This is a genomic window from Klebsiella sp. JN_Kp121, from assembly GCF_040062145.1.
In the GTDB taxonomy this organism is placed as follows: Bacteria; Pseudomonadota; Gammaproteobacteria; order Enterobacterales; family Enterobacteriaceae; genus Klebsiella; species Klebsiella aerogenes.
In genome coordinates, this window is record NZ_JBEAHX010000037.1 from 1 (window position 1) to 24,732 (window position 24,732).

Genomic DNA, 24,732 nt, shown 5'->3' on the forward strand with positions numbered 1-24,732 from the left:
AGTACTCGGCTACGAACCGAGCGGTCGGAGGTTCGAATCCTCCCGGATGCACCATATTCTCCTCAGTAACAGCAATCTCGATTGTTGCATGGTATGCGAAATTATCGCGAGTACCAGGAAGGATAACGTTGCGTCAGCAACGGCCCGTAGGGCGAGGCGCAGCCGAGTAATCCTCCCGGATGCACCATCTTCTTTTCAATAAAACTCTCCAATTTTCATCCCATCAGTACGACGCATTTTATCTCCTCGATAATCAACACATTTCTTATTGGCAAGTCGCTCTTTCCACTATAATTTATCCCTGTAGATCTACCTGAACCGGGTGTGATGAATGCAAGGAGAGAAATCAATGAAATGGTTCAAAGCAATACCTGCCTTTTGCGCAACGCTTCTGGTCGCCGTATCTTTGGCAGGCTGTGCCGGATCGTCCACCAAAGAAAGCACCGGCGGTTATATTGACGATACCGTGGTAACCACCAAGGTAAAAAGCGCGCTGTTTAACGAAAAAGATATCAAATCCTCAGAAATTAGCGTGCAGACCTTTAAAGGCCGCGTACAGCTGAGCGGTTTCGTATCGTCGGCTGAGAGCGCTAAACGGGCGGTAGAGGTCACCCGTCGCGTGCAGGGCGTGCGCGTGGTTGAGAACGACCTGCGAATCAAATAATACCGTTTTCGCTATCCCGAGTTGATTAAGGCGCCTGCAGGCGCCTTTGCTGTCTCTGGCTCCCCCGCGACAAAACCCGCCTTTTGCGATACAGTAACGTTTCCTTATCCGGTTTGTGAGAACACGATGTACCAACGTTACGCAGGACTGATTTTCGATATGGATGGCACCATCCTCGATACCGAGCCGACGCATCGTAAGGCATGGCGTGAAGTACTGGGCCGTTACGGTATGCGTTTTGATGAGCAGGCCGTGGTCGCGCTCAACGGTTCTCCAACCTGGCGTATTGCCCAGGCGATTATCGAGCTGAATCAGGCTGATTTAGATCCGCATCGTCTGGCGCAGGAAAAGACCGTCGCCGTCAAAGCGATGCTGCTGGATAGCGTACGCCCGTTACCGCTGATAGAGGTGGTAAAAGAGTGGCATGGCCGTCGCCCGATGTCGGTCGGTACCGGTAGCGAAAGCGCTGTTGCCGAAGCGCTGCTGGCGCATCTTGGCCTGCGCCACTACTTCTCCGCGGTGGTGGCTGCCGATCACGTGGCGCAGCATAAGCCTGCGCCCGATACCTTCCTGCTGTGCGCGGAGCGCATGGGCGTCGCACCGGAAACCTGCGTGGTCTTCGAGGATGCCGACTTCGGTCTGGAGGCGGCGAAGCGCGCGGGTATGGATGCTGTGGATGTGCGTCTATTGTGAGCGACGCGCTGTCGCTCCTGTCGCTTTTTGCCAGCAGCTTTTTAAGCGCCACTTTACTGCCCGGTAACTCAGAAGTGGTGCTGGTTGCTATGCTTCTTACGGGGGCAAGTCAACCGTGGATGCTGGTATTAATAGCAACAATCGGCAATAGCCTTGGAGGGGTAACTAACGTTATTCTGGGGCGCCTGTTTCCGCTGCGCAAGCAATCGCGCTGGCAGGAGAGGGCAACCGGCTGGCTTAAACGCTATGGCGCGGTGACATTATTATTGAGCTGGGCGCCTGTTATAGGCGATTTGCTGTGTTTACTAGCGGGATGGATGCGCATTTCCTGGGGACCAGTGCTCTTTTTTTTATGCCTTGGTAAGGCGTTGCGTTATATCGTCATAGCGGCGGCAACCCTTCAGGGCATGACGTGGTGGCACTAATTGGACTGATTGTTCAACCATTACAATTATGCTAATTCAAACGATTTCGACAGGCGGGAGGTCAAATTGATCCCGGATGTATCACAGGCGCTGGCCTGGCTGGAAAAAAATCCGCAGGCGCTGCAAGGCATTAAACGTGGGCTTGAGCGTGAAACGCTGCGCGTTAACGCCGACGGCACGCTGGCCACGACCGGCCATCCTTTAGCTTTAGGTTCGGCGCTGACCCATAAATGGATTACTACTGATTTTGCCGAAGCCCTGTTGGAGTTTATTACTCCAGTGGATGGCGATGTCGATCATATGCTGACTTTCCTGCGCGATGTGCATCGCTTCACCGCCCGCCAGCTCGGCGACGAGCGGATGTGGCCGCTGAGCATGCCGTGCTATATCGCGCCGGGTCAGGATATTGAACTGGCGCAATACGGCACCTCTAACGTTGGCCGGCTGAAAACGTTGTATCGCGAAGGGCTGAAAAACCGCTACGGCGCGCTGATGCAAACCATTTCTGGCGTGCACTATAACTTCTCGCTGCCGATGGCGTTCTGGCAGGCCAAGTGCGGTGTGGAAGACGCGGAAAGCGGCAAAGAGGCGATCTCGGCCGGTTATTTCCGCTCGATTCGTAACTACTACCGTTTCGGTTGGGTAATTCCGTACCTGTTCGGCGCGTCGCCGGCGATTTGCTCCTCGTTCCTGCAAGGCAAACCGACGACTCTGCCGTTTGAAAAGGCCGGAAACGGCATGTATTACCTGCCATACGCCACTTCTCTGCGTCTTAGCGACCTCGGTTATACCAATAAGTCGCAAAGCAATCTCGGAATTACGTTTAACGATCTGCACGAGTATGTGGCAGGATTGAAGCGGGCGATTAAAACGCCATCGGAAGAGTACGCTAAAATCGGGCTTGAGAAAGACGGCAAACATCTGCAGATCAACAGCAATATTCTGCAGATTGAAAACGAGCTGTACGCGCCGATTCGTCCGAAACGGGTGACCCGTAGCGGTGAAACGCCGTCCGATGCGCTGCTGCGCGGCGGCATCGAGTACATCGAAGTGCGTTCGCTGGATATCAACCCGTTCTCGCCGATCGGCGTGGATGAGCAGCAGGTGCGCTTCCTCGATCTGTTTATGGTCTGGTGCGTGCTGGCCGATGCGCCGGAGATGAGCAGCAGCGAACTGCTGTGTACCCGCACTAACTGGAACCGGGTGATTCTTGAGGGCCGTAAACCGGGCCTGACGTTGGGGATTGGCTGTGAAAGCGCGCAGTTCCCGCTGGCGCAGGTGGGTAAAGATCTGTTCCGTGATTTACGTCGCGTGGCGCAAACGCTGGACAGCATCCACGGCGGCGAGGCCTATCAACAAGTGTGCGATGAGCTGCTGGCGTGCTTTGACGATCCGGAATTAACGTTCTCAGCGCGCATTCTGCGTTCTATGATTGAAGAAGGGATTGGCGGTACCGGGCGTAAGCTGGCTGATGAGTATCGTACGATGCTGCGCGATGAACCGCTGGAAATTTTAAGCGAAGAAGATTTTATCGCCGAACGTGATGCGTCGGTCGCGCGACAGAAGAAAGTGGAAGCGGAAGATAGCGAGCCGTTCGAGGCACTTTTAGCACGACACGCGTAGTAAAAAGCGCTACAAAAGAAAAAGGCCACATCACTGTGGCCAAACTTTCATCTCTGATTCAGGGATGATGATGATAATAAATGCGCGTCTTTCATATACTCAGACTCGCTGTTGAACGAAGAGTTCATTTTATTTTAAAAAAAATCACTATCGGAGGTGAAGAATGCCGTTGTTAGATAGTTTCACAGTCGACCATACCCGAATGGAAGCGCCTGCGGTGCGCGTCGCGAAGAAAATGAACACGCCGCACGGCGATCAAATCACCGTTTTCGATCTGCGATTCTGCGTACCGAACCAGGAAGTGATGCCGGAGCGCGGTATTCATACACTGGAGCACCTGTTTGCTGGTTTCATGCGCGATCACCTGAACGGTAATGGCGTGGAAATTATCGACATTTCTCCGATGGGCTGCCGTACCGGTTTCTACATGAGCCTGATTGGTACGCCGGAAGAGCAACGCGTGGCCGATGCCTGGAAAGCGGCGATGGCTGACGTGCTGAAAGTCAAAGATCAGAATCAGATCCCTGAGCTGAATGTCTACCAGTGCGGAACCTACACCATGCACTCGCTGGAGGAAGCGCAGGATATCGCCCGCCACATCATTGAGCGTGATGTTCGCATCAACAGCAACGATGAGCTGGCGCTGCCGAAAGAAAAACTGCAAGAACTGCACATCTAGTGCGCATGCGTCGGCCCGGCCATCGCGTCGGGCCGCTCTCCGCTTATCATGTCGACAACGCTCTCCTTTTCCTTCCAGCACCGCGCGCTGGTGCCATTTGCCCATGATTACGCCCACGGCGATAGCGAACCAATGCATTGCCACGACTGCGCTCAGTTATTGCATATTCTCAGCGGCGTGGTTCGGGTGGAAACGCCGGTCGGATTCTGGGTCGTGCCGCCGGGGCGCGGCGTCTGGCTACCGGCACATACGCCGCACGCGTTGCGCATAACTGGCAATGTGGCCGCACGGACGCTATTTATCGATCCGCTGGCCCGTGCCGATCTGCCCTCTACCTGCCAGATCGTGCAGATCTCACCGCTGCTGCGTGAGCTTATCGTCGCGTCGCTGGCGCTGGAAGAGCGCTATTTCCCCGGCACCCGCGATGAACGTATCTATGAGCTGATGCTGGATGAAATTCGCGGGATGTCGGTATTACCTTTCGGTTTGCCGGAACCGCATAGCGATAGCCTGCGTCGGTTATGCCAGCGGGTGCGCGAAGCGCCCGGTGAACCGTGGGGCAGCCGTGAGGCGGCGCAAGCAGGCGGAATGAGCGAGCGTACGCTGAACCGCCATTTTCAACAGCAGACCAGCCTGACGTGGAGCGAATGGGTGCGCCGGGCGAAGCTGATGGAGGCGCTGGTTCGCCTGGCGCAGGGGCAGTCGGTACTACGGGTAGCGCTGGATCTGGGTTACGGCAGTCACAGCGCTTTTAGCGCCATGTTCCGCCGGGTAATGGGGACCGCGCCCAGCGACTATTTTCGCCCGTTGGATTAATCCCTGGCGTGAACGGCATTACACAACGCCTGTAAAGACGCGCGGGCAACGTCATTATCAATGCCGACGCCCCATCGACTTTCGCCATTGGCAAAGACGCAGCGAATATAGGCAACGGAGCGGCTGTCGCTGCGCGCCCCGAGGGTATGCTCGTGGTAGTCCTTGATAACGAAATGACGTTTTAACAGCGCGCTCAGGCCGTTGGCGGCGGCGGATAACAAACCGTTACCACGTCCGTTCAAGCGGCGGGTTTCGCCATTCATCCGCAGCGCAGCCTGTAACGTCAGTTCGCCATCCTGCTGGCCGTCGCTCTGATAGTCGAGTAACGCCAGCGTCGGCTGCGCCAGCAGGCCGTAACGGCTGCGAAACAGCTGCCATAATGCGTTATGGGTCATTTCTTTACCATGGCTATCCGTTTCTTGCTGAACGTACTGGCTGAAGTCCTGCTGCAACGCCCGCGGCAGCTTAAGACCATGGTTCTGCTCAATCAGCCATGCGCTGCCGCTTTTACCTGACTGGCTGTTAACGCGGATCACCGCTTCATAGCTGCAACCGATATCCTGTGGATCGATAGGTAAATACGGCATTTGCCAGCGATCTCCCGGTTTACGGGCATCAAACCCTTTTTTAATGGCATCCTGATGTGAACCCGAAAAGGCGGTGTAGGCCAGACTGCCTGCCCATGGATGACGCGGATGTACCGGGAGCTGGTTGCAGTTCTCGACGATCTCTACCACCCGATTCATCTGCGTAAAGCGCAACTGCGGATCCACGCCCTGGCTATAGAGATTCATCGCCAGCGTGACCAGACAGACGTTGCCGGTACGCTCGCCATTGCCGAACAGACAGCCTTCAACGCGATCGGCGCCGGCCATCACCGCCAGCTCGGCGCTGGCGACGCCGGTACCGCGATCGTTATGCGGATGCACGCTGATACACACATCCTGGCGGCGCGAGAAGTGGCGGCAAAAATATTCAATCCGATCGGCGTAGACGTTTGGCGTGTTGACTTCGACCGTTGCCGGGAGATTAATAATCATTGGCCGTTCGCCACAGGGCTGCCAGATTTCCGCCACCGCTTCGCAGATTTCAAGGGCGAATTCCGGCTCGGTAAAACAGAAGGTTTCCGGTGAATATTCATATTGCCAACGGGTGTCCGGCTGCTGTTCGCAATGCAGACGAATAAGCCGGGTGGCGCGGGTGGCGAGCTCGATCACTTCGGCCTTTTCCATGCCGAAAACCAGCTCGCGAAACAGCGGCGCGGTGGCATTGTAGAGATGAATGGTCGCCTGTCTGGCGCCGCGCAGCGCTTCAAAGGTTCGTGCTATGAGTTCTTCCCGCGCCTGAGTCAATACTTGAATGGTGACATCTTCAGGGATGCGTTGCTCCTCAATCAGCTGGCGCACAAAGTTGAAATCGGTTTGCGAGGCGGAGGGGAAGGCGACCTCTATTTCTTTAAAACCGCACTCCAGCAACAGATCCCAGAACTGCAGCTTACGCGCGGCATCCATTGGTTCGGCCAGCGCCTGGTTGCCGTCGCGCAAATCGGTGGAAAGCCAGCGCGGCGCGGTAGTGATTTGCCGCTCGGGCCAGCGGCGATCGGGCAGGGTGATAGGTGGATAAGGGCTGTATTTTTCGCAAGGATTGGTCAGCATGGTGTTCTCCTGTAGTCGGAGCTTTATCCTGCATGACATAACCCATCGGCGGCTTTAGCGAAATGGACAGAAGCTAGCGCGAAATGGACAAGGTCCGGCAATAAAAAAGGGACCCGCAGATCCCTTTTGTTAATACTTAGTGTGCGCCCCCGCCACCGCCGCCGGCGCTGAACGGCGGCCTGGCGAACCACACCAGGCCTAGCAGAAGGATAAAGATCCCCGCCGAAACCCAGAAGATTTCGTTGGCGGAGATAATCAACCCCTGGTTGGTTATCTGCTGGGCAATCCAGCCGGAAGCCTGCTGCTGGGTCATTCCCATACCCTGTAGTTGATCGTACATCTGCTGGGCGTTGGGGTTGAACGGCGTCACCGACTCGGTGAGCTGCGCATGGTGCAACGCCTCGCGGTTGGTCCACATGGTGGTGGTAATTGAGGTACCGATGGAGCCGGCAAGGGTTCGGGTAAAGTTCGACAAGCTCGACGCCGCCGCCAGCCGCTCCGGCGGGAGGCCAGAGAGAGTGATGGTGGTCAGCGGCATGAAGAAACAGGCCACCGCAAAACCCTGGATAAACTGCGGCCAGGCCGATGCGCCGAAGTCCATTCCCGGTTCAAAGGTCCACGCGCGCCAGTAGAAGCACACCGCATACATAATAAAGCTGAAGGTCACCAGCCGCCGCATATCGAGCTTATGAGCAAAGCGGCCGATAATCGGCGACAGAATGACCGGGATCACTCCGACCGGCGCCGAAGCCAAACCGGCCCAGGTGGCGGTGTAGCCGTATACCTCCTGCAGAAGCTGCGGCAGCAATACAATGGCGCCGAAGTAGAGCATATAGGCCAGGCTGATACACAAACAGCCGATGGTAAAGTTACGCGACTTAAACAGCGACAGGTCGACTATCGGGTTATCGTCGGTCAGCTCCCAGACGATGAGGAAACTTATCGCCACCACCGCCACGATGGTCAGGATGATAATCTCGTTGGAAGCGAACCAGTCGAGCTCTTTACCGCGGTCGAGCATCACCTGCAGGCTACCGATCCCGATAATCAGCAACGCCAGCCCGACGCCGTCGATACGCCGCTGCTCGGTGCGGGTTTCACGGCCGCGCAGGGTCTGCAGCGTCATGAGAACCACCGCCACGCCAATCGGCACGTTGATGAAGAAGATCCAGCCCCAGTGGTAGTTATCGCTGATATAGCCGCCGAGAATCGGGCCGCAAATCGGCGCGACGATGACCGTCATCGACCACAGCGCCAGCGCGATTGAGCGTTTCGCTGGCGGGTAGTTGCTGAGCAGTAGACTCTGCGATAGCGGGATCAGCGGACCGGCGACGATCCCCTGAATCACGCGGAAGAAAATCAGCATCGTCAGGCTGTTCGACACCCCGCAGGCCCAGGAGGCGATAGCGAATGCCACCGTCGACCAGACGAAGAGTTTCACTTCGCCGACGCGCTTCGCCAGCCAGCCGGTAATTGGGATGGAGATAGCGTTCGCCACCCCAAACGAGGTGATGACCCAGGTCCCCTGACTTAGCGACGAGCCAAGGTTACCGGCAATGGTCGGAATAGCCACGTTGGCGATAGTGGAGTCCAGCACCTGCATGAAAGTCGCCAGCGACAGCGCAATGGTCATGATGACCAGTTGCGCGCCTTCGAGCGGTTTTTGCTGTTGCATTACGCTCACCCCGAATTATCCGGCGTTGGCCTGGATGATACCGTCGATCAGTTTATTCACCGGCTCAAGGCCGATTTCACGGGCATTACTTTCATAGACCGGCGAGCTTCGTACCTGGCTTGCCAGCATCTCGCCTTCGCGATTACTGGTGTCTACTTCAACCAGCGTCGACAGGCCGATGCGCAGCGGATGTTGCGCCAGCTGTTTAGCATCTATCTCGATACGAACCGGCAGACGCTGGACGACTTTGATCCAGTTACCGGTGGCGTTTTGCGCCGGCAGCAGGGAGAAGGCGCTGCCGGTACCCATATCCAGGCCGACCACTTTACCGGTGTACTTCACGTCATCGCCGTAGATATCGCTGACGATGGTCGCCGGCTGGCCGATACGCATATGGGCGAGCTGGGTCTCTTTAAAGTTGGCGTCAACCCACAGGTTGGTGGCTGGAACCACCGCCATCAGCGGGGTAGTGGTACCGATCTGCGCGCCAGGCTGCACCGAGCGGCGGGAAACGTAGCCGCTAATCGGGCTGACGATTTGCGTACGCTGCAGCGCCAGCCAGGCGTTGCGGACTTCGGTCGCCGCCTGCAGCACCGCCGGCTGCTGTTCCAGTTTGGTGCCCAGTACGATTGCCTGATTGGCGTTGTACTGTTGAATGGCGACGTCGAGTTCGGCCTGCGCGCTGGCGACGGTGTCACGTGCGTGCTGTAGCTCTTCGCGGCCAATCAGGTTCGCGGCGCCCAGCGGGATACGACGATTAAGGTCTGCCTGCGCCTGGGCGAGGGCGGTTTTTTTGACGTCAATATTCGCCTGCAGCTGCTTGCTGTTGATCATCTGCTGGCGAGTCTGGCGCACGCTTGCCGCCAGCTGGGTTTTGGCTTTTTCAAACGCCTGCTGGGCGTCGGTCTGGTCGAGGGTGACCAGCGGATCGCCTTGTTGCACAAAGTCGGTGTTGTCGGCCCAGACCTTAGTCACGCTGCCGGAAACCTGCGCCATGATCTGTACCTGGTTCCCTGCCACATAAGCGTCATCGGTCTCTTCATAATGACGCAGGACTAAAAACCAATAAATGCCGTAGGCTACGGCCACAATAACAAAGAGCAAGGTCAGGAGCAGAAGGGCGCCTTTGCGTTTCCCTTTCTTGCTGCCTGATTGCTGCGGAGTTTGGCTCGCCGCATTTTCGCTCATCTGATTCTCCACAATTTTACATTCTTATTATTTCACATCGGCTGAGCCGACCTGTTTACCAGAAAGGCCAGCAGAAGATCTGCTGGCCTGACCGTGTTCCTTGCAACTCAAAATATTGTGCGGCTCCGTGCTTAGCGCAGGGATCCCGCCAGCGCGCCGTCTTCTTCCATTTGGTCGAGGCGGCCAAGCAGTTTACGGGTGATGTGCTCCAGCTGGTCTTTTTCCGCGGTGCTCAAAGAAGACCACAGCTGATGTAGACAGTTGTGCTGCGGAGGTAATACCTCGCGCAAGAATTGATGACCCTTGTCGGTCAGCTGCAGGTGCAGGCAGCGACGATCGTTATCGCTTTCACGACGTTCGATCCAGCCGCGTTTTTCCAGTTCGTCGGCGATGCGGGTGGCATTAGTGCGTGACGAACCCAGCGCGCAGCTCAGCTCGGAAGGTTGAATGCTGTGATTTTCCTGAGACTCAAGCGTTATCAGCGCCATAAATAATGTCTCGTTAATCCCTTGCGCTTTCAGCATTTTGTTACGGTTTTCCAGCAGCTTACCCTGCATGTGCATACAGAGACGGGTGAGGAGAATCTCCTGGAAAGGGAAATCTTCATGGCGGCTGGCGCGGAATTTGAGCATCTGCTCAATGGGAGTAAACGAACTATCCATTTGGGTATAACCTCATTAATTACAGCCGATATAATAACTATTGTGACAAATAAAGCAAATGAATTATTGGTCACTATTAATACTTAAAATCTCCGGCGAGTCGCCGATTTTCCATGCCAAACCATAGGCTAAAGCGCTGAGTTGCGTAGGGATAATAATGCTGTTCGCCACCTGTAAGCTCAACCTGAACGCGACGAAACCTACCCGTGTTGGTAGTCACGGGGGCTGACGTCAGGGAGCAGGAGTTTCCATATTGGTGACTTATTGATAACGTTGGTGAAAATTACGCCTGGAAAGAGTTATTCACCTTAGCAGACGGCGTGATGGCTTCACAATCGCTAAAATGGGAAATCAGAAAATACGCATTTTTATGCATATTCGTTTCATGTTGGTACAGGGGAAGGCAGTCCCCACGGCGATAAAACGCCGCGGGGAGAGGGAGAGATTACTTCTGCGCCGCCAGCGCTTCTTTCACCCAGCCATCGAACAACTGCTGGTGGGCTTTAATCCAACCATCAACGTGGCCGTTGATGTCGGCTTCTGAAGCATGGCCGGCATGCATCATCGCGTTTTCGGCGTTGATATCGGCAATTGGCAGCTTCATCAGGCTAAACAGCTTCGCCGCCGCCGGGTTTTTTTCGGCCCAGGCTTTGTTGGCGACGATATGCATGGTGTTCACCGGGAAACCGTAGTTGACGCCGTTCGGCAGCTTGGTGTCGATATCTTTCTGTTCTCCCGGCAGGGAGGAGAACGGTACCTGCAGCCAGACCACATCTTTACCCGGTTTCAGCACGTCGCTGACCCAGTACGGCGTCCAGGTGTAATAAAGAATCGGTTTCCCTTCTTTATAACGGGCGATGGTATCGGCCATCATCGCCGCATAGTTACCCTGGTTATGGACCACTTTATTGTTCAGCCCATAGGCATCAATCTGATGGTTGATGACCGCTTCGCAGCCCCAGCCGGGGGTACAGCCGGTGAGATCGGCTTTGCCATCGCCGTTGGTATCAAACAGTTTGGCGATCTTAGGATCTTTCAACTGGTCGATGGATTTAATGTGGTACTGCTCGGCGGTTTTCTTGTCGATCAGATAGCCCTGCGCCGCGCCGGTGACGAAGGTTCCTTCCCGATAGAATTTTTTATCGCCGCCCGCCGCCGCGTACATATCATCGTGCAGCGGTTGCCAGTTGGTGGCAATAAAGGTGGCATCGCCAGAGGCGATGGAGGTGTAGGCGACGTTATAGTCGACCTCGCTCGGCTTTTCGACGTTATAGCCCAGTTTCTCCAGCGCGCGGCTGACCAGCAGCGTCTGGAAGGTTTCTTCGGAAATAGTACTCTGCGCCGGTTTCACGGTGATGCCTTTACCCGGCAGCTCGGCAGCAAACGCGCTGGTCGTGACGAGGGCGGTAAACGCTGTGGCAAGGAGAGTTGTATGTCGCATCGTTATTCCTTCTCTTATTTACAGAAAGGGCGGGTAATCAGCCCCAGAGGTCCGGTGGTGTACCAGCGGCGGTTACCGCGGCTACGGGAATCGCGGCCGACGGCCTGCGTCAGGCGGTCAAGGATAATCGCGAGGATAACGATCCCGACACCGCCGACGCTCGCCAGCCCCATATCCAGTCGGCCAATACCGCGCAGCACCATTTGACCGAGGCCGCCGACGGCGATCATCGAGGCAATAACGACCATCGACAGGGCCAGCATCAGCGTCTGGTTGACGCCAGCCATGATGGTCGGCATCGCCAGCGGCAGCTGGACTTTGAACAGCAGCTGGCGCGGGCTGGCGCCGAAGGAGCGTGAAGCCTCAATGAGGTCTGCCGGCACCTGGTTAATCCCAAGGATCGTCAGGCGGACAATTGGCGGCAGGGCGAAGATAATGGTCACCACCACGCCCGGAACGTTGCCGATACCGAACAGCATGACGATCGGTACCAGGTAGACGAACGCCGGCGTGGTCTGCATCGCATCGAGTAACGGGCGGATGATTTTCGCCGCCCGCGGGCTACGCGCCAGCCAGATCCCCAGCGGCAGGCCGATTATCATGCAGAACAGCAGCGCGGTCAGCACCAGCGCCAGGGTGACCATCGCCTGCGACCATGCGCCGATAGCGCCGATGGCTACCAGCGAGATCAGGGTGGCGATACCCATGCCGACGCTGGAGATCTGCCAGGCGATCAGCGCGAAGAGAATAATCGCCACCGGCGCCGGCATCCCCAGCAACAGTTGCTGGAAGGCGCTGAGAATATAATCCACCGGCACGCGGATCCCCTGGAACAGGGGACGGAAGTGCAGCACGATCCAGTCGATGGCGTGGGTAACCCAGCTATCGAGCGGGATCAGCGTTTTATGGAACGGATCCATAATATTGAAATGTTCTGGCTGCGGCGCAGGCGCGCTGTTAAGCCAGTCGGCGCCGCCGCCGTCAGCGGGCGCCGGTGTTGGATTGCCCCAGGCGTCGGCGGACTGCGCTGCGTTATCCGCTGGCGCTGCGGTATCCCATGGGTTTGATTGATCAGCCATTGTTTGCCCCCTCGCGATCTAAAGCCTGTAGCAGCATGCGTTTTGAAATAATGCCGAGATACTGGTGTCCTTCATCCACCACCGGGACGGCGCACGGCGCCTGGCCAACGTGGGAGAGCAGGTCGCTGAGCGGCGTTTGTGCCTCCACCGCCTGCGGGGAGTCAATTAACGCCGCATCGAGCCCCTGATTTTCGCTCAGCGCGCTTTTCAGAGAGTCGATGGAGACAATGCCGACAAACTTATTACCGCGTTCAATGACGTAGCCATATTCACGGTCTTCATCCTGCAATAATTTCAGCGCCGAACGCGGGCCGAAACCGGGAGTTTTACGAATCAGGCCAACCGGGCTACGGCGGGCAATATCTTTAGCGCTAAATACCTGGCTAATATCGACGCCGCGGAAGAAAGTACGAACGTAATCATTCGCCGGGTTATTCAGAATTTCGTCAGGCGTGCCAATTTGCACCACTTCGCCATTTTGCATAATGGCAATACGATCGCCAATACGCATAGCTTCATCAAGGTCGTGGGAAATAAAGACAATGGTACGTTGATGCTTTGCCTGTAATTTGGTGAGCTCATCCTGCATTTCGGTACGAATTAACGGATCAAGCGCTGAGAAGGCCTCATCCATGAGCAGAATATCGGGGTTGATCGCTAATGCGCGGGCTAAGCCGACGCGCTGGCGCATCCCGCCGGAAAGTTCGTCGGGATAGGCGTGGGCGTAATTTTCCAGCCCCACCTGACGTAGCGCATCCAGCGCTTTCTGCTGGCGCTCTTCGGCGGAAACGCCGGCCAGTTCCATACCGAACGCGGTGTTATTCAACACGTTCATATGCGGCATCAGGGCGAATGACTGGAAAACCATCGCAATCTTTTTCCTGCGCACCTCGCGAAGCTCGGCATCTGAGATTTTGGCGATATCGACGCCGTCAATCAGCACCTGTCCGCGGGTGGGTTCAATCAGGCGATTGAGAAGGCGAACCATGGTGGATTTTCCTGAACCGGAAAGTCCCATGATGACGAATATCTCGCCTTCTTCAATGGCCAGACTGGCGTCTTTAACGCCAAGCGATAGCCCCGTTTTTTCCAGTATTTGCTCTTTGGTAAGTCCTTTTTCAATATATTTGAACGCGCGTTGCGGGTGCTCGCCAAATATCTTATAGAGATTCTTGATTTCTAATTTAATTGCCATGCAATAAATGATTTCCTGTCTTTAATTATATCGATATCGTACCTGGTGAAGATTATTATCTTTTTACACCCTAACATACTGAGATTCTGTGACAACCCTCGATGTGAATAGCTAGCCAAAATCTGAATAGGGATCTCTGGCTGAATTGCCCGTGATATAAGGGCTGAGCCATCATATACGGCTGGTGATATTTTTTGATTATGCATGAATAATGAATGGGAAAATTGGTGTAAATGAAGGAAATATGACACGAAAATGGCCAGAGGGTTATTTGTGTGATAATAGGAAATAATGTGAAATAGATCACTGGAGAATGTATTGATATATTCCCCAGCGATCGCGAGATTAAAAGTCCCAATCGTCGTCGGCGGTCGCTTCAGTTTTACCCATGACGTAAGAAGAACCGGAACCGGAGAAAAAGTCGTGGTTTTCATCGGCGTTTGGCGACAGCGCCGCAAGAATTGCCGGGTTCACGGCGGCCATTTCCGCCGGGAATAGCGCCTCATAGCCAAGGTTCATCAATGCTTTATTGGCGTTGTAACAGAGGAACGCGTTGACGTCGTCAAGCCACGGGCTGTCGGCATACAGTTCGCGGGTATAAGCCAGTTCGTTATCGTATAGATCCATCAGCAGATCAAAGGCGAAATTTTTCAACTCCTCACGCTTCGCGGCGCTGACGATTTCCAGCCCTTTTTGATATTTATAGCCAATATAGTAACCGTGCACCGCTTCGTCGCGAATAATCAGGCGAATTAAATCGGCGGTATTGGTCAGCTTGCCGCGGCTGGAAAAATGCATCGGCAACCAGAACCCCGAATAGAAGAGGAAAGATTCCAGGAACACGCTGGCGATTTTTTTCTTCAGCGGTTCATCGGCCTGGTAGTAATTGAGCATCAACTGCGCTTTGCGCTGTAGCGGAGCGTTCTCCTCGCTCCAGGCGTAGGCGGCATCGACATCTTTGCTCTGGCACAGGGTCGAGAATATCGAACTATAGGAGCGGGCATGCACCGCTTCCATAAAGCTAATGTTCGACAGCACCGCCTCTTCATGTGGAGTGAGAGCGTCGGTCATCAACGCCGGGGCGCCGACGGTATTCTGGATGGTGTCGAGCAGCGTCAGCCCGGTAAAGACGCGGATGGTCAACTGCTGCTCCTGAGTCGTCAGGGTCTGCCAGTGCGGAATGTCGTTGGACAGCGGCACTTTCTCCGGCAACCAGAAATTACTGGTCAGCCGGTTCCACACTTCGAGGTCTTTATCATCCTCGATTTTATTCCAGTTAACGGCGCTGATGCGCGATAAATGGGTCATCCTGTTCTCCTTACAGCGCGCAGGACACGCAGCCTTCGATTTCGGTACCTTCCAGCGCCAGCTGGCGCAGGCGAATGTAATACAGCGTCTTGATACCTTTCTTCCACGCGTAAATTTGCGCTTTGTTGATATCGCGCGTGGTGGCGGTATCCGGGAAGAACAGCGTCAGCGACAGCCCTTGATCGACATGTCGCGTGGCTTCAGCATAGGTATCGATAATTTTTTGCGGGCCAATTTCCCAGGCATCCTGATACAGCGCCAGATTGTCGTTAGTCATAAACGGCGCCGGATAGTACACGCGGCCGGTTTTACCTTCTTTGCGGATCTCGATTTTCGCCACAATCGGATGAATGCTGGAGGTGGCATGATTGATGTAAGAGATCGAACCGGTCGGCGGGATCGCCTGCAAATTGCGGTTATAAATGCCGTAGCGCATCACGTCGTCGCGTAGCTGGCGCCACATCTCACGATCGGGCAGGGTAATCCCCGCACGGGCGAACAGTTCGCGCACCGTGGCGGTTTTCGGCTGCCAGTCACCCTGCAAATACTGCTGGAAATAGTCGCCGCTGGCGTAACGCGACTGCTCAAACCCGGCAAAACGCACGCCACGCTCGCGCGCCATTGCCATAGAGGTGCGCAGGGCGTGCCAGGTGACGGTGTAGAAATAGAGATTAGTGAAGTCCAGCCCCTCCGGGCTGCCGTAGGCGATCCCCTCGCGGGCCAGATAGCCGTGCAAGTTCATCTGGCCAAGGCCGATGGCGTGCGATGCGGCATTACCCGCCGCCACCGATGGCACCGAGCGGATATCGCTCATATCGGAGACCGCCGTCAGGCCGCGAACCGCTACTTCGACGGTGCGGGCGAAGTCCGGCGAATCCATAGTGTGGGCGATATTCAGCGAGCCGAGATTGCAGGAAATGTCCTCGCCAACGGTAGCGTAATCGAGATTTTCGTCAAAGGTGGAGGCGCTATTGACCTGCAGGATCTCCGAGCAGAGGTTGCTCATATTAATGCGCCCGGCGATCGGATTGGCGCGGTTCACCGTATCCTCGAACATGATGTACGGATAGCCGGATTCAAACTGAATTTCCGCCAGCCGCTGGAACAGATCGCGGGCGCGGATCCAGCGTTTACGAACGCGGTCGTCGGCCACCAGTTGCGCATACATCTCGCTGACGGCGATATCGCCAAAGGCTTTGCCGTACAGTCGCTCAACGTCATAGGGCGAGAACAGCGCCATCTGCGCGTCTTCTTTCGCCAGCTGGAAGGTGATATCCGGAATGACTACCCCCAGCGACAGGGTTTTAATGCGGATCTTCTCATCCGCGTTTTCCCGCTTGGTATCGAGGAAGCGCAAAATATCGGGGTGATGGGCGTGAAGGTAAACCGCGCCGGCTCCCTGACGCGCTCCCAGCTGGTTGGCGTATGAGAAGGCGTCTTCCAGCATTTTCATCACCGGTACCACCCCGGAGGATTGGTTTTCGATACGTTTAATCGGCGCGCCCGCTTCGCGCAGGTTGGAGAGCAGGAACGCCACGCCGCCGCCGCGTTTTGACAGCTGCAGGGCGGAGTTCACCGCCCGACCGATCGACTCCATATTATCTTCGATACGCAGCAGGAAGCAGGAGACCAGCTCGCCGCGCTGCTGTTTACCGGCGTTGAGGAAGGTCGGCGTCGCTGGCTGAAAGCGCCCGGCGAGGATCTCATCGGCCAGCTGTCGCGCCAGGGTTTCATCACCCTGGGCCAGGGTTAGCGCCACCATGCAGGCGCGGTCGGCGAAATGCTCCAGGTAGCGTTTGCCGTCGAAAGTGCGTAAGGCATAGCTGGTGTAGAACTTCCACGCGCCGAGGAAAGTACGGAAGCGAAAACCGTGTTGATGCGCGTGGGCGAAGAGGGCCAGCACGAAACGTCGCTCATAGCGGGCCAGCACTGCCGGATCGTAATAACCTTCGTCGCTCAGCCATTGCAGTTTCTCCTCCAGCCCGGCGAACGGTACGCTGTTGGGGCGCACGTGATTATGGATAAATGCTTCGACCGCCTGTTGGTCCTTTTCCAGGGGAATACGGCCGTTGCTGTCGTATAAATTCAGCATCGCATTGAGGGCGTGGAAATCAGACGCCCCGGCGGTTACACGTTCTGCGGTTGTCGTTGCCAAAATTCGCTTACTCCTTTACGCACGTTGTCGACATCTTGCTGGGTACCCATCAGCTCAAAACGATACAGGTACGGTACGCCGCATTTCTGCGCGATGACCTCTCCCGCCCGGCCATAGGCCTCGCCGAAGTTACGGTTACCGGCGGCGATCACGCCGCGAATCAGCCGGCGATTATGCGGGTCGTTTAAAAAGCGGATCGCCTGGCGCGGCACGGCGCCTGCCGTCCCGCCGCCGCCGTAGCTGGGGACGATGAGAATATAGGGTTCGTCTACCTGAATTCGCTCACGCTCGTTGAGCGGGATGCGCACGGCAGGCAGCGCCAGACGCTGCACAAAGCGATGCGTATTTTCCGAGCTGCTGGAGAAGTAGACGATGAGGCTCATAGGCTGGCCGTAGCCGCGACGGGACGCAGGCGATTAATCATATCCGGGCGGAAGCCGGACCAGCGGGTTTCCCCGGCCATCACCACCGGTAATTGCTGGAATCCCTGCTCGCGCAGCATGTCGATGGCTTCAGGGTGTTGGTCGATGTTGACCATATCGAAGGCGAAACCGCGGCTCTCCATCGCGCGTTTGGTGGCATGGCATTGCACGCAGTCATTTCGAGTGTAAATAATAATGCGCATGATTCGTATTTCCATTTAAGATAACAAGACGGCGTAAAAAATCGTGCCGAACGTTATGGGCTTACTGTTCAGGAAATACTAGATGTAGTTATTTAAAACTTCAACCACGCAATATATAGAGTTTTTCGATAAGTTATCCCCCACCGACTAGCCTGGCGGGGGAGGGAAGTCGATACCCGAAAATTACATCCGCATCGCGACCGCAAGTCGGTTGAAGGCGTTCATCAGGCTGATGGCGAAGGTTAAATCGCTAATCTGGCGGGGGGTAAAATGCTCTTCTAAAGGCAGGTACACCTCATCTTCAGCGTGGCTGGCTGCGATATCAGTAACCGATTCCGCCCATGCCAGGGCCGCGCGTTCCGCGGCGCTGAAGTGGGCGCTTACGCGCCAGCCTGCCAGCGCATCCAGCTTGTCCTGGGCAACGCCGGCTTTGCGTAACGCTTTGCTATGCATCTCAAGGCAAAAAGCGCAGCCGTTAATTTGCGACACCCGCAAATAGACCAGCTCCACCATCGTGCTGCCCAATTCGCTTTTTTCCAGCGCTATGCTGGCCTGAACCAACCCCTTATAGATTTCCGGGCTCAGTTCGCTGTACGGCTGACGTAATGTGGTCATCTTGCAGTTCTCCTCTCTAAGACCCGGGCAAAATAGCACTATAATGGACTGCATAAGATAGCCATATTGTGATGAAAAAAGCAGACCATGATGGAAGCCAAAAAAGTGCCGCACTACCAGCGTATCGCCCGACAGCTGAAATCAGCGATTGAGAATGGCGAGCTGGCCCCGGGAAGCCGCCTGCCCGCGAGCCGGGTTTATGCGCAGGAGCTTGGCGTGTCGCGGGCGACGATTGAAAATGCCTGGGGCGAGCTGGTGGCCCAGGGTTGGCTGGAGCGCCGCGGCCAGGCGGGTACCTTTGTCAGCGAGCGCCTAAGCCCGCGGCAGGTCACGGCTCAGCGCCCGACGGCAGGCCAGGGATCCTCCGCGCCGCAGCCTTTTCAAATGGGGCTACCGGCACTGGATCTTTTCCCGCGCGGGGTGTGGGCGCGGGTGATGGGGCGGCGGCTACGGACGCAATCGCGCTTCGACCTCACGCCCGGCGATCCCTGCGGCGAACCGGTTCTCCGTCAGGCGATTGTCGACTATTTACGTCTGTCGCGCAGCATCGAGTGCCAGCCGGAGCAGGTTGTGATTAGCGGCAACTATGCGGCCTCAATGGCGCTAATTTTGCGTACCCTCGCGCAACCGGGGCAGCATATGTGGATGGAGGATCCGGGATATCCGTTCATTCGCCCGGTGGTTAGCGCGGCGGGGGTCAATATCGATCCGGTACCGATTGACCAACAGGGAATGGATATCGACTGGGCGCAGGCACACTCTCCGCAGGCGCGCTTTGCGCTGTTGACTCCAGCGCATCAAAGCCCGCTCGGCGTGGCCCTATCGCTGGAGAGGCGCCGCCAGGTACTGCAGTGGGCGGCGCAGCGCGATAGCTGGATTATTGAAGATGATTACGACAGTGAATTTCGCTATCAGGGGAAACCGTTACCGCCGCTGAAAAGCCTCGATGCGCCACAGCGGGTACTGTACGCCGGGTCATTTAGTAAATCGATGTTTCCAGCGCTGCGCGTCGCGTGGCTGGTGGTACCTCTGCCGTTGGCGGCGCGGTTTCGCCGTCAGGCTGAATTGAGCCACTGTAATGTACCGACCTTATGGCAGCAAACGTTAGCGGACTTCATCAATGAGGGGCATTTCTGGCGCCATCTGAAAAAAATGCGCGCCAGCTACGCGTTGCGCAGGCAGTGGCTGGAGTCGGCGCTGCAGGCGCAGGGTTTTCAGGTAGTACCGCAGTCCGGCGGGATCCAACTGGTGATGGCGGTGAAGGGAGACGATCGCGAGCAGGCACGGCGCTGCCAACGAGCCGGGCTGGCGGTGCAGGCGTTGAGCGATTGGCGCATGCTTAGCCGCGGTGAGGGCGGGCTATTGATGAGTTTTACGAATATAACGTCGGCGGTGATGGCGCATGAAGTGGTAGGCGAATTAAAGCAAGCGCTGGCCAGCGGGGAATAACAAAAAACCCTGCGTACCATTGGGACGCAGGGTCAGACGCGTATTTGTTATCTTCACATGTAGTCTATCAATACTATTATCGACGCAAATTAAGCAAAACGCCAATAAATACCCCAACGGCGGCGGCCGCGCCAACGCTCTGCCAGGGTTTATCGCGCACGTAGCTGTCGGCGCAGCCGGCGGCATCCCGGGCGCGTTCAACGGTATCATAGGCCGCCTGGCGCAGGCGGGTATTGCCGTTCAGGCGGGCACGCGTCTCTTTCAGCAGCGACTGCGCTTTTTTGCGCGCATTCTCAGCTTCATCTTTCGCATCGCTGCCCCATGATTTCAGCACTTCTTCCAGCGTATCCGCTAATTGGCTGACTTCGTTATGAATATCCTCGGCGCTTTCATCAATGTCGTTGCGGTTCACACGGTTAGCCATTGGTTTCTCCCTTTGTTCCATTCGAGTTATTAAGTGTAGGACATGATTTTGCATTATGCTTTTGCGGGAGTTTATGGAATTTTCTGAAAGCGCTGCTATTCGTGAATAAGGTAAGGTAAATGTGCGGTAAAAGATAACGAGGAATCAGTATGTATTTAAGACCCGATGAGGTGGCGCGTGTTCTTGAAAAAGCCGGCTTCACCATGGATGTTGTGACGCAAAAAGCGTATGGATATCGCCGTGGCGATAATTATGTTTATGTGAACCGCGAAGCGCGCATGGGGCGTACCGCTTTAGTTATTCATCCGGCGCTCAAAGAGCGCAGTAATTCACTGGCTGAACCTGCCAGCGAGATTAAAACTTGCGACCATTATGAACAGTTTCCGCTCTATTTGGCGGGGGATGCGCAGCAGCATTACGGCATTCCCCACGGTTTTAGTTCGCGGATGGCGCTTGAGCGTTTTCTGAATGGGCTGTTTGGCGAAGCTCAGCCGCAGATGTCTCACGGCTAAATAGTCAAATGCGGGTTGGTTGAAAGCGGGCGACTGGCAGCGGCCAGTCGCTGAATGACAAGGATCAGGCTTTAGCTTGCTGATAAGGGCTGACGCGGAACAGGCGACGGCAGAAGTCGAGAAAGTAGCCGTACACTGCGCCCATCATCATTGATACCAGAATGTTTGAACTGACCGCGGCGGCAATTTGATGCCAGTCTGCGCCTACCGACAGCAGAATCAATACATACACCGGTGACTGGAAAGTCACATATGCGACGACGTCAGCAATGTTTTTCATCCATCCCGAGGTGCTGATTCGGCGCGCCTGACGCATGGCGAAGTCGCGATAGAAGCCATAAGGCACCGCAATAATAATGTTGACCGGGATCGCGACCAGGCGTGAAGATAACGACTGCTCAAAGGTCATTCCGGAGAGGAAAATTTCGATCATCATATTGACAACGGTGCAGTAGACCACCATTGCAAAGGTGTCTGCTACCGCATGACGCAAGCGGGATTGAGCAGAGAACATCGGTATGCTCCTCGAAAAATTAAGTCAATAACGCCGAAAAGTGCGCATGGTGTAGCGGTTTTGGGCTGCCTGTTTTGATGTGTGTAGAGTATATCTCTGTTTAGTAAGTGACAACTAGCTATAAATTTTTATTTATCGCCTTTTTGTCGATAAAACACTCTGTGAACTGGCGTTTTGCTCAGCTTGCGCTACTTTTGTTCATTTTTTTGATTATGTTGTTTAATATCAAATAGATATGATTTTGTTTTGTAAGGTGACGAGTAAGCATGACAGGGGAAGGGAGGTTGATAAGGCGGGCGCCTGATTACGTAATGTGATACTGGTCACTATTGGCGTTATTTACTGGATGAATGCCTTTTTATCAGCATTTGATGCTGTATGTAAATAATGGGTTTTATTCTGATTATGTGAATTTAAATTCATTGTCGTAAAGCTATTGGCATTCCCCACGGCGGGCGATGATTTTATAACTCACTGAAGTGGCTATAAATATAACATTATGAATATTATCATGTCGCACTATGCATTATTCATCTGCGCTAGGCTGTATTTATGTTCTATTTCGCTATTACCCGCCAATAAATTTCAGCGCGTTCATAGGTGTAATCCTGTACATATTTATTTGAATAAGCTAAGGCTGGAAATAAATATACATATCTATTAAACTGAACAGGTAATTCTTGTTTTATTTTTTCGATTTGGGATTTTTGATCTTTATGTCTTTTATGTTACAAAAACTGAATAATATTCGCTCACTGCGTGCTATGGCGCGTGAATTCTCCACTGACGTGCTTGAAGAGATGCTGGAAAAGCTCAGGATCGTCACTGAAGAAAAACGCGCTGAGCAGCAGAAGACGCAACAGCAGCAGGCAGAATATCAGGAGAAAATTAATACCTGGCTGGAATTAATGGTTGCTGATGGTATTTCACCTGATGAATTAGTGCTGCATGAAATGGCCCCGGCGAAAAGCAGTAAAAAGCGTAAGCCGCGTCCCGCTAAATATCGTTATACCGACCATACCGGCGCAGAAAAAACCTGGACCGGGCAGGGACGTATGCCGAAGCCGATCGCTTTAGCCGTCGCGCAAGGGAAATCGCTTGAGAGCTTCCTGATTTAAATCGAGCGTAGGTTAAAACGGTGGGATTCCCCACCGTTTTACTTAGCAGACGCCGAAATCGCCTTCTTCGGTATAAGGCGTAACATCAACCGCTTTCAGGGTAAACTTTTCACCCTGCTCGTTACTTGCCTGAACGACGACCAGACTATCGCCATTCACTTCCACTACCTTCAATTTTGGCCCGCCGACGCGCGGTTGTACCAGATCGCCTGTTGCAAACATGGTGTTTCTCCTGTGCATTGGTCACAACTAAGAACCTAAACGATAGCTCAACGACGCTGACGGATTCAATGATCGTGCTGTTTTTTGTTAAAACAATGTGGGGTGGATGTATTATCTTTGTTAATAGTTTTGACGGCGCTGCGGTGAAGGCAACTAACGCTGCCAGCGAGGAATGATTAAAAACAGAACATGGTCAGATAAGCGAATATGAAGTATATCATTTTACTTATTATTATAATTGCTGTGCTCTACGTCCATTATCGCGGAAAGGTTCGCTATCGTTTCTGGCGGCAGCTTTCCGATCATTCAACTTTTACCGCGCCGCTTAATGGCTTTATGTACCTTTTTTCTCGCGTGCCAAATACGCCGTATCTACGCCCGGAGACTTTTCCAGAGTTGGCGATATTACAAAAGAACTGGCTGGTTATTCGTGAAGAGGGGATTAATCTGCAGCGTCTGGAGCAAATAAAAGCGGCGGAAAAATATAATGATGCCGGATTTAACTCATTTTTTAAAACCGGTTGGAAACGGTTTTACCTGAAATGGTATGAAGACGCGCATCCCTCCGCCAGCCAGCTATGTCCAAAAACGACCGAGCTGCTGCGTGGGATTCCTTCGGTTAAAGCGGCAATGTTCGCCACGCTACCCGATGGTAGCCGTTTGCCTCGCCACCGCGATCCTTACGCCGGGTCGCTGCGTTTTCATCTCGGGCTGGCGACGCCGAATGATGACCGCTGTTTTATTGAAGTGGACGGCGAACGCTACAGCTGGCGCGATGGTGAGGGTGTGCTGTTTGACGAAACCTATATTCACTATGCGGAAAATACCAGCGGTGAGAATCGGCTGATTCTTTTTTGCGATATCGAACGGCCCATGCGTTACCGCTGGGCGCAGAAGGTGAACCACTGGCTGGGGCGAAATTTAATGAGCGCCGCCGCCGCGCCGAACGACGTCGGCGACCGCACCGGCGGAATTAATCGCAGCTTCCGCTACATTTATCAAATCCGCATTGTCGGCAAGCGTTTAAAAAAATGGAATAAAACGGTTTACTACATCGTCAAATGGCTACTTTTCGGCGGCATTGCGCTACTCATCTGGCAGGCGTTTTAACGCCGGTTCCACGGCATGACCGCCAGCAGGCGCGCCATGCCGCAGAAACCGGTGAGACCAGCGAAAGTGAGCCCCGCGCCAACGAAACCACTCAGCAAGAAAAAGCCGCTGTTGACGGCGTATCCCAGCACTACGCCCAGCAAAATCAGCGCGCCTGCGGCGATTTGCACCTGGCGCATTAGCGGCAGCGGCTGGGATTTATCTTCGACTATCGGCAACCCCGCCGCCCGCCACGCCTGAATACCGCCAGCCAGCAGCTTAACCTGCGCGGGCGCGGCGGCGGCGGCCAGAAAACTGGCGTTATTTTGCGTGCGCGAGCCGGCCTGGCAGTGAAAAATGATGGTGTCGCCCGGCTGCGCATTGAGCGCCGCGCCGTGAGTTAATTGTTCTAATGGCAGCAGTGTCGCCTCCGGAATATGCTCGCGGGCGTATTCGTCGGCAGCGCGGATATCAATTAACCGCGCCCCCTGGGCGATAAGCGCCTGGGCTTCGTTGGCTGTGACGGTGGCGATAGTCATAAGGACTCCTTACGGGCAGTAAATGGTTTTCAGCGTGGCGATGACCTGCTGAACGGCGGGATGGGTAATGAAATAGCGCAGGCGCTGGGCGTCGCGTTCGCTGTCGATAAGCCCCTCATCGCGCATCCGCGCGAGATGCTGAGAGGTGGCGGAAGGGCTCAGGCCGGTGATTTGCGCCAGTTCTCCTGCGGTTGTACGCGGGGCTTCGCAAAGCATGCACAGAATCAGTAGCCGGTGGGGATTACTCATCGCTTTCAGCAGGACAGCGGCTTCCCCGGCGCTGGCCTGCAGTTGTTGTGCTGTGGTCATTTTATTTTAGTCTTTTCTAAATTTAGATTATTCTAAAATAAAAGCTGACCCTTTACCA

27 protein-coding genes are annotated in these 24,732 nt (G+C 54.9%); 10 read left to right on the top strand and 17 right to left on the bottom strand.

Going from position 1 to position 24,732, the window contains the following annotated elements:
* Nucleotides 1-349: 349 nt before the first annotated feature.
* The 6 genes from ABLU86_RS23715 to ABLU86_RS23740 all read left to right on the top strand — a co-directional run bounded on the left by ABLU86_RS23715 (nt 350) and on the right by ABLU86_RS23740 (nt 4,900).
* A complete protein-coding gene (locus ABLU86_RS23715) occupies nt 350-664 on the top strand; it encodes a BON domain-containing protein (protein WP_015370060.1) in 315 nt (104 codons plus the stop codon).
* Between the two features lie 126 nt (nt 665-790).
* Entirely contained in the window at nt 791-1,357 is a 567-nt protein-coding gene (yqaB, locus tag ABLU86_RS23720) for a fructose-1-phosphate/6-phosphogluconate phosphatase (protein ID WP_020078121.1), read from the top strand.
* Nucleotides 1,354-1,782, top strand: a complete 429-nt coding sequence (locus tag ABLU86_RS23725; protein ID WP_015370062.1) for a YqaA family protein — start codon at nt 1,354-1,356, stop codon at nt 1,780-1,782. Before yqaB ends, ABLU86_RS23725 begins: the two co-directional genes overlap by 4 nt.
* Nucleotides 1,783-1,848: 66 nt before the next feature.
* On the top strand, nt 1,849-3,405 hold the full coding sequence (gshA, locus tag ABLU86_RS23730) for a glutamate--cysteine ligase (protein ID WP_015370063.1): 1,557 nt from the start codon (nt 1,849-1,851) through the stop codon (nt 3,403-3,405).
* A 163-nt stretch (nt 3,406-3,568) separates the two neighbouring features.
* Nucleotides 3,569-4,084, top strand: coding sequence for an S-ribosylhomocysteine lyase (gene luxS, locus ABLU86_RS23735; RefSeq protein WP_015370064.1), 516 nt, complete (start codon nt 3,569-3,571; stop codon nt 4,082-4,084).
* Between the two features lie 48 nt (nt 4,085-4,132).
* Nucleotides 4,133-4,900, top strand: a complete 768-nt coding sequence (locus tag ABLU86_RS23740) for a helix-turn-helix transcriptional regulator (RefSeq protein WP_015370065.1) — start codon at nt 4,133-4,135, stop codon at nt 4,898-4,900.
* Here ABLU86_RS23740 and leuA read toward each other — a convergent pair.
* From leuA to ABLU86_RS23800, 12 genes are all read right to left on the bottom strand, one after another.
* Nucleotides 4,897-6,555, bottom strand: a complete 1,659-nt coding sequence (gene leuA / locus ABLU86_RS23745; RefSeq protein WP_032715676.1) for a 2-isopropylmalate synthase — start codon at nt 6,553-6,555, stop codon at nt 4,897-4,899. The genes ABLU86_RS23740 and leuA overlap by 4 nt on opposite strands.
* Before the next feature lie 136 nt (nt 6,556-6,691).
* Complete coding sequence (gene emrB, locus ABLU86_RS23750) at nt 6,692-8,230, bottom strand: multidrug efflux MFS transporter permease subunit EmrB (protein ID WP_020078123.1); 1,539 nt, start codon at nt 8,228-8,230, stop codon at nt 6,692-6,694.
* A 15-nt stretch (nt 8,231-8,245) separates the two neighbouring features.
* Entirely contained in the window at nt 8,246-9,418 is a 1,173-nt protein-coding gene (gene emrA / locus ABLU86_RS23755; RefSeq protein ID WP_015370068.1) for a multidrug efflux MFS transporter periplasmic adaptor subunit EmrA, read from the bottom strand.
* A gap of 131 nt (nt 9,419-9,549) precedes the next feature.
* Entirely contained in the window at nt 9,550-10,080 is a 531-nt protein-coding gene (gene mprA / locus ABLU86_RS23760) for a transcriptional repressor MprA (RefSeq protein WP_015370069.1), read from the bottom strand.
* A gap of 445 nt (nt 10,081-10,525) precedes the next feature.
* Nucleotides 10,526-11,521, bottom strand: a complete 996-nt coding sequence (gene proX / locus ABLU86_RS23765) for a glycine betaine/L-proline ABC transporter substrate-binding protein ProX (RefSeq protein ID WP_015370071.1) — start codon at nt 11,519-11,521, stop codon at nt 10,526-10,528.
* A gap of 14 nt (nt 11,522-11,535) precedes the next feature.
* Nucleotides 11,536-12,600 carry a glycine betaine/L-proline ABC transporter permease ProW gene (gene proW, locus ABLU86_RS23770; protein WP_015370072.1) on the bottom strand — a complete coding sequence of 355 codons (1,065 nt, stop codon included), beginning with the start codon at nt 12,598-12,600 and terminating at the stop codon, nt 11,536-11,538.
* Entirely contained in the window at nt 12,593-13,795 is a 1,203-nt protein-coding gene (proV, locus tag ABLU86_RS23775) for a glycine betaine/L-proline ABC transporter ATP-binding protein ProV (protein WP_015370073.1), read from the bottom strand. Before proV ends, proW begins: the two co-directional genes overlap by 8 nt.
* Before the next feature lie 345 nt (nt 13,796-14,140).
* Nucleotides 14,141-15,103: a class 1b ribonucleoside-diphosphate reductase subunit beta gene (nrdF, locus tag ABLU86_RS23780; RefSeq protein WP_047077140.1), complete on the bottom strand. Its 963-nt coding sequence runs from the start codon at nt 15,101-15,103 to the stop codon at nt 14,141-14,143.
* A gap of 10 nt (nt 15,104-15,113) precedes the next feature.
* Nucleotides 15,114-17,258 (bottom strand): class 1b ribonucleoside-diphosphate reductase subunit alpha, encoded by a 2,145-nt coding sequence (gene nrdE, locus ABLU86_RS23785; protein WP_047077141.1) that lies wholly within the window; start codon nt 17,256-17,258, stop codon nt 15,114-15,116.
* Complete coding sequence (gene nrdI / locus ABLU86_RS23790; RefSeq protein ID WP_015370076.1) at nt 17,231-17,641, bottom strand: class Ib ribonucleoside-diphosphate reductase assembly flavoprotein NrdI; 411 nt, start codon at nt 17,639-17,641, stop codon at nt 17,231-17,233. Before nrdI ends, nrdE begins: the two co-directional genes overlap by 28 nt.
* Nucleotides 17,638-17,883 (bottom strand): glutaredoxin-like protein NrdH, encoded by a 246-nt coding sequence (gene nrdH / locus ABLU86_RS23795; RefSeq protein ID WP_020078126.1) that lies wholly within the window; start codon nt 17,881-17,883, stop codon nt 17,638-17,640. Before nrdH ends, nrdI begins: the two co-directional genes overlap by 4 nt.
* A 183-nt stretch (nt 17,884-18,066) precedes the next feature.
* Complete coding sequence (locus tag ABLU86_RS23800; RefSeq protein ID WP_015703232.1) at nt 18,067-18,498, bottom strand: carboxymuconolactone decarboxylase family protein; 432 nt, start codon at nt 18,496-18,498, stop codon at nt 18,067-18,069.
* A gap of 90 nt (nt 18,499-18,588) precedes the next feature.
* Between ABLU86_RS23800 and ABLU86_RS23805 the strand changes: the two genes are divergently transcribed.
* Nucleotides 18,589-19,947: a PLP-dependent aminotransferase family protein gene (locus tag ABLU86_RS23805; protein ID WP_348796346.1), complete on the top strand. Its 1,359-nt coding sequence runs from the start codon at nt 18,589-18,591 to the stop codon at nt 19,945-19,947.
* A 76-nt stretch (nt 19,948-20,023) separates the two neighbouring features.
* On the opposite strand, the gene ABLU86_RS23810 is transcribed toward ABLU86_RS23805, so the two are convergent.
* Nucleotides 20,024-20,371, bottom strand: coding sequence for a DUF883 family protein (locus ABLU86_RS23810; RefSeq protein ID WP_015370080.1), 348 nt, complete (start codon nt 20,369-20,371; stop codon nt 20,024-20,026).
* 149 nt (nt 20,372-20,520) lie between these two features.
* Between ABLU86_RS23810 and ABLU86_RS23815 the strand changes: the two genes are divergently transcribed.
* Nucleotides 20,521-20,883 (top strand): DUF2002 family protein, encoded by a 363-nt coding sequence (locus ABLU86_RS23815; protein ID WP_015370081.1) that lies wholly within the window; start codon nt 20,521-20,523, stop codon nt 20,881-20,883.
* Nucleotides 20,884-20,947: 64 nt separating this feature from the next.
* Here the strand turns inward: ABLU86_RS23815 and alaE are convergent, their stop codons facing one another.
* Complete coding sequence (gene alaE / locus ABLU86_RS23820; RefSeq protein WP_015370082.1) at nt 20,948-21,397, bottom strand: L-alanine exporter AlaE; 450 nt, start codon at nt 21,395-21,397, stop codon at nt 20,948-20,950.
* Between the two features lie 716 nt (nt 21,398-22,113).
* On the opposite strand from alaE, the gene stpA reads away from it, so the two are divergent.
* Nucleotides 22,114-22,515 carry a DNA-binding protein StpA gene (gene stpA, locus ABLU86_RS23825; protein ID WP_032706443.1) on the top strand — a complete coding sequence of 134 codons (402 nt, stop codon included), beginning with the start codon at nt 22,114-22,116 and terminating at the stop codon, nt 22,513-22,515.
* 42 nt (nt 22,516-22,557) lie between these two features.
* Here stpA and ABLU86_RS23830 read toward each other — a convergent pair whose 3' ends face one another.
* A complete protein-coding gene (locus tag ABLU86_RS23830) occupies nt 22,558-22,737 on the bottom strand; it encodes a hypothetical protein (RefSeq protein ID WP_015370085.1) in 180 nt (59 codons plus the stop codon).
* A gap of 207 nt (nt 22,738-22,944) precedes the next feature.
* On the opposite strand from ABLU86_RS23830, the gene lpxO reads away from it, so the two are divergent.
* A complete protein-coding gene (gene lpxO / locus ABLU86_RS23835; RefSeq protein ID WP_348796345.1) occupies nt 22,945-23,847 on the top strand; it encodes a lipid A hydroxylase LpxO in 903 nt (300 codons plus the stop codon).
* Here the strand turns inward: lpxO and ABLU86_RS23840 are convergent.
* Nucleotides 23,844-24,365: a rhodanese family protein gene (locus ABLU86_RS23840; RefSeq protein WP_348796344.1), complete on the bottom strand. Its 522-nt coding sequence runs from the start codon at nt 24,363-24,365 to the stop codon at nt 23,844-23,846. The genes lpxO and ABLU86_RS23840 overlap by 4 nt on opposite strands.
* A gap of 9 nt (nt 24,366-24,374) precedes the next feature.
* Entirely contained in the window at nt 24,375-24,674 is a 300-nt protein-coding gene (locus ABLU86_RS23845) for a metalloregulator ArsR/SmtB family transcription factor (protein WP_045395188.1), read from the bottom strand.
* Nucleotides 24,675-24,732: the final 58 nt, after the last annotated feature.